This window comes from Microcystis sp. LSC13-02 (genome assembly GCA_002282935.1).
GTDB lineage: Bacteria > Cyanobacteriota > Cyanobacteriia > Cyanobacteriales > Microcystaceae > Microcystis.
Map to the genome: position 1 here is coordinate 1 of MTBT01000294.1, position 5,884 is coordinate 5,884.

The following is a 5,884-nucleotide window of genomic DNA, read 5'->3' on the forward strand; positions in this document are numbered from 1 at the left end:
AAATTCCCTTGTTTCCACCATCTCCAAGCCGTTCGATAACTTATTCCTGCTTTTTTTGCATAGTCTGATAGTTTCATGTCTATATATTACCGTGCCTGACTATATCTGACTATATTTGTATTGAAACTTTACAATACCAATTTCCCGAATCGGAGTCTCAAAAATGGAAATTAACAAGTTTTCCTTTTGGGTCGTCGGTCGTCAATACCAAATTAGGTTACACTTCATCGACCCCAGGGTTAATGCGGATGGAGGGACTCGAACCCACACATCAAAGACACTAGAACCTAAATCTAGCGCGTCTACCAATTCCGCCACATCCGCAAATATGTCACCGTATTTTATCATAGCATAAGATACTATAGGAAAGATAAAATTTTTTATTCTTAATAATTTTATGCTCTTAGGTTTTGTCTTTCAGTCTCCCGGCCCCGTCCTCTGGGAGATCGGACCAATTTCGGTGCGCTGGTATGGATTTCTCATCGCTATGGCGGTATTATTGGGTGTCACCCTCTCCCAGTACCTCGCCCAAAAAAGAGCGATCGATCCGGATTTAATCGCTGATTTGGCCATTTGGTTAGTAGTGGGGGCTATACCTGCAGCCCGTCTGTACTATGTTCTCTTTCAGTGGCAAGAATACGCGCAAAATCCTGCTGATATTATCGCCATTTGGAAGGGAGGTATCGCTATTCACGGGGCAATTATCGGGGGTTTGCTGGCAGCCCTAATCTTTGCCCGCGTTAATCGGGTTTCTCTTTGGCAATTACTCGATCTGGTGGCACCTTCAGTTATTCTCGGTCAAGCGATCGGACGTTGGGGTAACTTTTTTAATTCGGAAGCTTTTGGCAGTCCGACTAATTTACCTTGGAAGTTGTTTATTCCTCCCGCTAGTCGTCCTTTAGAATATATCGCTGTCGATTATTTTCACCCCACTTTTCTCTACGAATCTCTCTGGAATCTGGGAGTTTTTGCCCTACTCATCTATCTATTTTTCTGGGGTTTAAAATCCCCTAGTAAATTAAAAATTGGCACCCTTACCCTAGTCTATTTTATCGCCTACAGTCTAGGTAGATTCTGGATCGAGGGGCTACGCACCGATAGTTTAATGTTTGGGCCTCTGAAAATGGCGCAAATAATTAGTTTAGCGGCGATCGCTATCGGTATTTTTGGTTTATTCTGGTTATATAAACTGCAGCGTCCTTTACCAGATGTGGTGACGACCGTCAGTTATAATCAAAAGTCACCCTAGCTAACCCTGACAATGGATCTAGTAACGATTTTTCAACAGGTTTTAAACGGTTTATCGATCGGTAGTGTCTATGCTATTTTTGCCCTCGGTTACACTTTGATTTTTTCCATTTTAGGGATTATCAATTTTGCCCATGGCGCAATTTTTACCCTCGGTGCCTATTTTACCTACGCTCTAGCGGGGGGAGTTTTCGGTTTTAATGGTTTATTGGCTAATGCCAAATTACCCTTTTCCTTACCCTTTTTTTTGGCACTTTTGCTAGGCTGTATCCTTTCAGGTTTCACCTCGGTTCTTCTGGAAAGATTGGCCTTTAAACCCCTCCGGGTACGGGGTTCCGATTCTCTCTTAACTCTGGTTTCTAGCCTAGGGGCAGCCTTGGTGATTGTCAATGTCATTCAATACTTATTCGGGGCAGAAATTTATACTTTTCCCGATGGGATTTATGGCAATCTTCCCCCCGCAATTAATTTTGGTACAGCCGCTCGCCCCGTGGCAATTCGCACAATTCAGATGATTATTTTTCTGGTTTCAGCAGTGATGGTAGCTTTACTGACTTATTGGGTTAATTTTACCAAAATGGGCAAAGCTTTACAAGCAGTAGCTGAAGATGTCACCACTGCCAGTTTGTTGGGGATCAATCCCGAAAAATTTATCGTGATTACCTTTTTTATTAGTGGTGCCTTGGCAGGTTTAGCAGGAACTTTAGTCGGTTCTAGTGTTAGTATCGCGGGCCCCTATTTCGGCATTGCTTTCGGATTAAAAGGTTTAGGAGTGATTGTTTTAGGGGGATTGGGAAGTATCCCCGGAGCGGTCATCGGTGGTTTATTATTGGGTATTGCCGAAGCTTTTGTTCCCGCAGAATATTCTGGTTATCGAGAGGCGATCGCTTTTGCTATTCTCTTTATTATGTTGTTAGTTCGTCCCCAGGGTTTACTAGGCAGAAAGTTAATTCAAAAAGTCTAAGTCGGTTTAATTGGCCGAGAGAAAAACTGTTTTTCCCGACAAGGAAGATTGATAGGCAGCATAGGCCACTTCTAGGGCATAAAGACTGGCTTGGGGAGTAACATAGAGAGGAACCCGATCGAACAGATAATCTAGTACCATGGCGGTATCTTTGGCAAAAAGACCGCGACGGGTTTCCGCTTCTAAAGCTTGGCTACCTTCACTATTAATTAACTGCCCTTTTTCCCCTTCAAAAATTAAGCTACCCTCCTCGCCATGAATAGTGAAAGTTCGCTCATTTTGCCAAAAAACTTCGCCTTTGCCGTAGGTAACTTCGGCAATTAAGCCATTTTTAAATAATAACTGCGCCTCACACAAACAGGCCAGAAAATAATCGGATTCCGGGGCATTCCAATAACGACAATGACAGGATACGGACTCCACTTCCCCAAATAAATTAGTCAAGCGATGGATACGAGAAAGGGCAGCGATCAAAGGAAAACCGAATAAATCCCGATGAAATGTCCAGCGCCGGGGTGCTGGTCTGCCGGGGGCGATCGTGGTATAACGGGCTAGGTGGATATTGCCGAGGGTGGCTAAATACTGCTGTTGGGTTTGATGCAGTCCCCCCAAAAGTTCAATATGTTCGACGTGCAGTAATTTGTTCTCGGTTTCGGCTAGGGTGATTAATTCAGCTGCCGCTGCCGGGTGGAAAGCTAGGGGATACTCGACGATAACGTGCTTACCGGATTTTAAGGCAGTACCGGCGATCGAGGCATGGGCCTGATTAACATTGGCAACGACAATCAGATCGAGATCGGGATGGCTGGCAAGGCTTACTGCCGAATCTAGGGCAGAAATTTGGTATTTTTGCGAGAAATTAGCGATCGATTCGGCACTATTACCGCTAACATACAGAAGCCTAGCGCGATCATCCGCTTGCAAGCTTTCAGCGCGACGTTGAGCGGCGAACCCCGTCCCAACTATACCAATTTTTAGAGGACGATGAGAAGTCATCAGGGGCATTCTGGCGACATTAATTATCGGGAAGTGGGGTGTGGGAAGTGGGGAGAATAAATAAAAATAATCTCCTGACTCCTGCCGACTGCCTCTCGCCTTTTCCAGCTTTATCTTGGCAATCAACCTATCTATTATCTCAAAAATAGCACCCTAAAAGATGTGGGAGGGTGAATTCATATTTTGAATGGGCAACGCCAATTTTTTGCTCCTGTTTAGGCCCCAGATCTTCTAAACCGCGATCGGTTGTCGGGGAGCATGACGACGAGGGGAAACCACCACGGGAGTTGGCGACACTGCACAGGTTAATTCTAGAGACTGTTCTAAACTAACCACCCGATTGAGTTGTTGCCATTCAGTGCTAAAAGGAGGCATCGCTAGAGCGCAGGCTTTCCAATGAGCTTCGACGGGAACATCTAGTTGTTGACAAGTGCCACCGCGCCGACCTTGGGTTTGATAGTATCGGCAGTATCGACAGGAAGAGGTAAGAAAGTTTGCGGCTTGCATGGTTTGGCTTTAAAAGGAAGATGATTATAAGGAACTCAAGGGATGACTCTCTTTTCGCTCTGTGTAATATTGTCCTACTCTCTGCCAAGGGTATTTTCCTGACTACCACAGCTAGAACTGATATGCCATATAGTTTTTAGTGATCCCCAAAAAAAATTTTATTTTTAGAATCTTTTAATAGTTACTTTGCAAAAAGCAGCACTGTCTCAAAACTGAAGATTTCAACTCAGTTGTGGCCGAGGTTATTGGGTCTAGTATCAGCAATAACAGAACGGGGATCAAGCCTTAGCTCGATAGAATTGATGAATACAGGTTCAATTAAGACAGAAAAGATCGGCCAATTGATTCCTGACTCAAAACCACTCTTTCCACAAGACTATAAAAAAATTGAATCTTTTACCCCGCCCGACTGGGCAAAACAAAAAGCACAACATTGCCAACGCTCAAGCTCTCCGGAGGGAGTGGGAGACTGACAACGAGGGCAAATTGGCCAGGATCGGGTTCTATGACGTATTTTCTGGCTCCAAGTCTCTAAAATGTCCGGTTGCTGGGGATTTTCTGGCGGTTTTTCCGGGGTGACATAGCTAGGATGATCTCTGAGGGAATTAGGTGCGATCGCTTCTAGCGGAATTAACTGACTATCCTGCTGCCAACGGGCAGCAGAAAAGCGGATATCGCTCAAGGGAGTCTCTAACTGACTATTAAGCCGTTTTAATAAGCTATAGCGTTGTAAAGACAATTCCTGTGCTAAAGCGGCGCTACTGGTAGCCACCGATAAAACCCCGCGACTCAGGGAAAAAGGCCGGGTTTGCTCAAGCAGACGGGGATTAATAATTTTTGGCCACAATTGCAGCACTTGATCATAGTGGCAATATTCTTCCCAACCCGCCTGTTGAGTAATAACCGCCAAAATTTTGGCAAGAGAATGTAAAGACATAGAGAAAATCTAGGGAATACCACGATACACTAGGACGAAAAAACCTGCTAACTTTTCAGCATAACCTTTAATATCCTTGCCCTAGATATCCGCCATGAAATCCGATCAATCCCCATCCCCCCAAGATTCCCCTCTCTCGATCGTCCATCAACCCAGTTCAGCCATCGATCCCGCTCGGGAACCAGAATACCTAGAAGCTGCTGTCATTAACGTCTATCCCCAAGCTAAAGATGTCTTTTTTACCCCAAGGGGTATCCAGGCAATGGCGATCTTTTTAATTGCTAATAGTCTCCTCAGTCTCAATCAATGGTTAACCAATACTACCCCCACCCCGAGGAAAGCTGAGAATTCCCCCCTCGAGCAGCGCCAAAATAACTCCCGCCACCTCGATCGATTGATAGCGATCGCTCGTCCAGTACAGAAAACTCCTCAAACCAGTCCGATCGTTAATATTCCCGCTCCTCCCCTTAAAACCAGCCCGATAACTAATATTACCGCCCCACCAGTGGTTCAGAGTCCCCCCACCGCTATAAATCCGACTAATGCCCTCTTACCGCCAAATCCGCCACCGTCCCCCATGCCTGCCCATCAATTAGCCGTCAGTAAGATCAAGCAACCTTTACCCGTCGCCCCCACTCCCCCCAGCACCCCGCCCGTATCTTCCCTAGTTTCCGCACCACCGCCACCACCGCCCCAAGTCACCCCTGCCCCCTCGACCGCGATCATTAACGAACGAATGTTAGAGGAATTGCGTCAAAGAGAAGAATCACCCGCTAATTTACCCTTTTTTCAACGGGAAAAAGCCCGTCGTCTGGCTAATCAAAACCCACAGGATGCCACGGAGTTAATGAAACAGTTACCGCCAGAATTACAAGCATCCCCTTCTCCCAGTAGTCCGGCACCTTCAGAAACAGCCGATCCCTCCCAGTCCCCCGTCCCTAGTTCTATCATCGAAAATTTTGGCTCTGAAACCCCGCCGTTCTAGGTTGGCTTTACTGTTAAATATTAGCACATTTACGAAATATATGCTAAAATGTGAGACATGGAAAAAGCCTATTGGTTTCGATTTTACCCCACACCCGAACAAGAGTCGCTATTGCGGCACACTTTGGGCTGTGTAAGATTGGTTGACAATAAGGCACTCCACGAACGAACACAAGCATGGTACGAAAGACAAGAAAGAGTAGGATATGCTCAAACTTCTTCAATGCTAACCGATTGGAAAAAGCAAG

General features: G+C 45.6%; 7 protein-coding genes and 1 tRNA gene. 4 read left to right on the top strand and 4 right to left on the bottom strand.

Features of this window, described 5'->3' with window-relative positions; genetic code table 11:
* Nucleotides 1-243: 243 nt before the first annotated feature.
* Nucleotides 244-324: transfer RNA gene (locus BGL89_RS18455), tRNA-Leu, on the bottom strand.
* Nucleotides 325-397: 73 nt separating this feature from the next.
* Here BGL89_RS18455 and lgt point away from each other — a divergent pair.
* Together lgt and BGL89_RS18465 are read left to right on the top strand one after the other, a co-directional pair.
* Nucleotides 398-1,249, top strand: a complete 852-nt coding sequence (lgt, locus tag BGL89_RS18460; protein WP_286826983.1) for a prolipoprotein diacylglyceryl transferase — start codon at nucleotides 398-400, stop codon at nucleotides 1,247-1,249.
* Nucleotides 1,250-1,261: 12 nt separating this feature from the next.
* Entirely contained in the window at nucleotides 1,262-2,212 is a 951-nt protein-coding gene (locus BGL89_RS18465) for a branched-chain amino acid ABC transporter permease (RefSeq protein WP_286826984.1), read from the top strand.
* 6 nt (nucleotides 2,213-2,218) lie between these two features.
* Here BGL89_RS18465 and BGL89_RS18470 read toward each other — a convergent pair whose 3' ends face one another.
* The 3 genes from BGL89_RS18470 to BGL89_RS18480 form a co-directional block, all read right to left on the bottom strand.
* A complete protein-coding gene (locus tag BGL89_RS18470; protein ID WP_286826989.1) occupies nucleotides 2,219-3,217 on the bottom strand; it encodes a Gfo/Idh/MocA family protein in 999 nt (332 codons plus the stop codon).
* 222 nt (nucleotides 3,218-3,439) lie between these two features.
* Nucleotides 3,440-3,715, bottom strand: coding sequence for a hypothetical protein (locus BGL89_RS18475; RefSeq protein ID WP_002785575.1), 276 nt, complete (start codon nucleotides 3,713-3,715; stop codon nucleotides 3,440-3,442).
* Between the two features lie 376 nt (nucleotides 3,716-4,091).
* Nucleotides 4,092-4,652, bottom strand: a complete 561-nt coding sequence (locus BGL89_RS18480; protein WP_286826986.1) for a DciA family protein — start codon at nucleotides 4,650-4,652, stop codon at nucleotides 4,092-4,094.
* A gap of 94 nt (nucleotides 4,653-4,746) precedes the next feature.
* On the opposite strand from BGL89_RS18480, the gene BGL89_RS18485 reads away from it, so the two are divergent.
* Nucleotides 4,747-5,637, top strand: a complete 891-nt coding sequence (locus tag BGL89_RS18485; RefSeq protein ID WP_286826987.1) for a hypothetical protein — start codon at nucleotides 4,747-4,749, stop codon at nucleotides 5,635-5,637.
* Between the two features lie 57 nt (nucleotides 5,638-5,694).
* Nucleotides 5,695-5,884, top strand: a 190-nt coding sequence (locus tag BGL89_RS18490; RefSeq protein ID WP_286826988.1) for a helix-turn-helix domain-containing protein, incomplete at its 3' end; no start/stop codon positions are given.

Bases quoted from the DNA above. Each gene is read 5' to 3' on its own strand.
- lgt (WP_286826983.1), top strand. From the start codon at position 398: ATGCTCTTAGGTTTTGTCTTTCAGTCTCCCGGCCCCGTCCTCTGGGAG.
- BGL89_RS18465 (WP_286826984.1), top strand. From the start codon at position 1,262: ATGGATCTAGTAACGATTTTTCAACAGGTTTTAAACGGTTTATCGATC.
- BGL89_RS18470 (WP_286826989.1), bottom strand. From the start codon at position 3,217: ATGCCCCTGATGACTTCTCATCGTCCTCTAAAAATTGGTATAGTTGGG.
- BGL89_RS18475 (WP_002785575.1), bottom strand. From the start codon at position 3,715: ATGCAAGCCGCAAACTTTCTTACCTCTTCCTGTCGATACTGCCGATAC.
- BGL89_RS18480 (WP_286826986.1), bottom strand. From the start codon at position 4,652: ATGTCTTTACATTCTCTTGCCAAAATTTTGGCGGTTATTACTCAACAG.
- BGL89_RS18485 (WP_286826987.1), top strand. From the start codon at position 4,747: ATGAAATCCGATCAATCCCCATCCCCCCAAGATTCCCCTCTCTCGATC.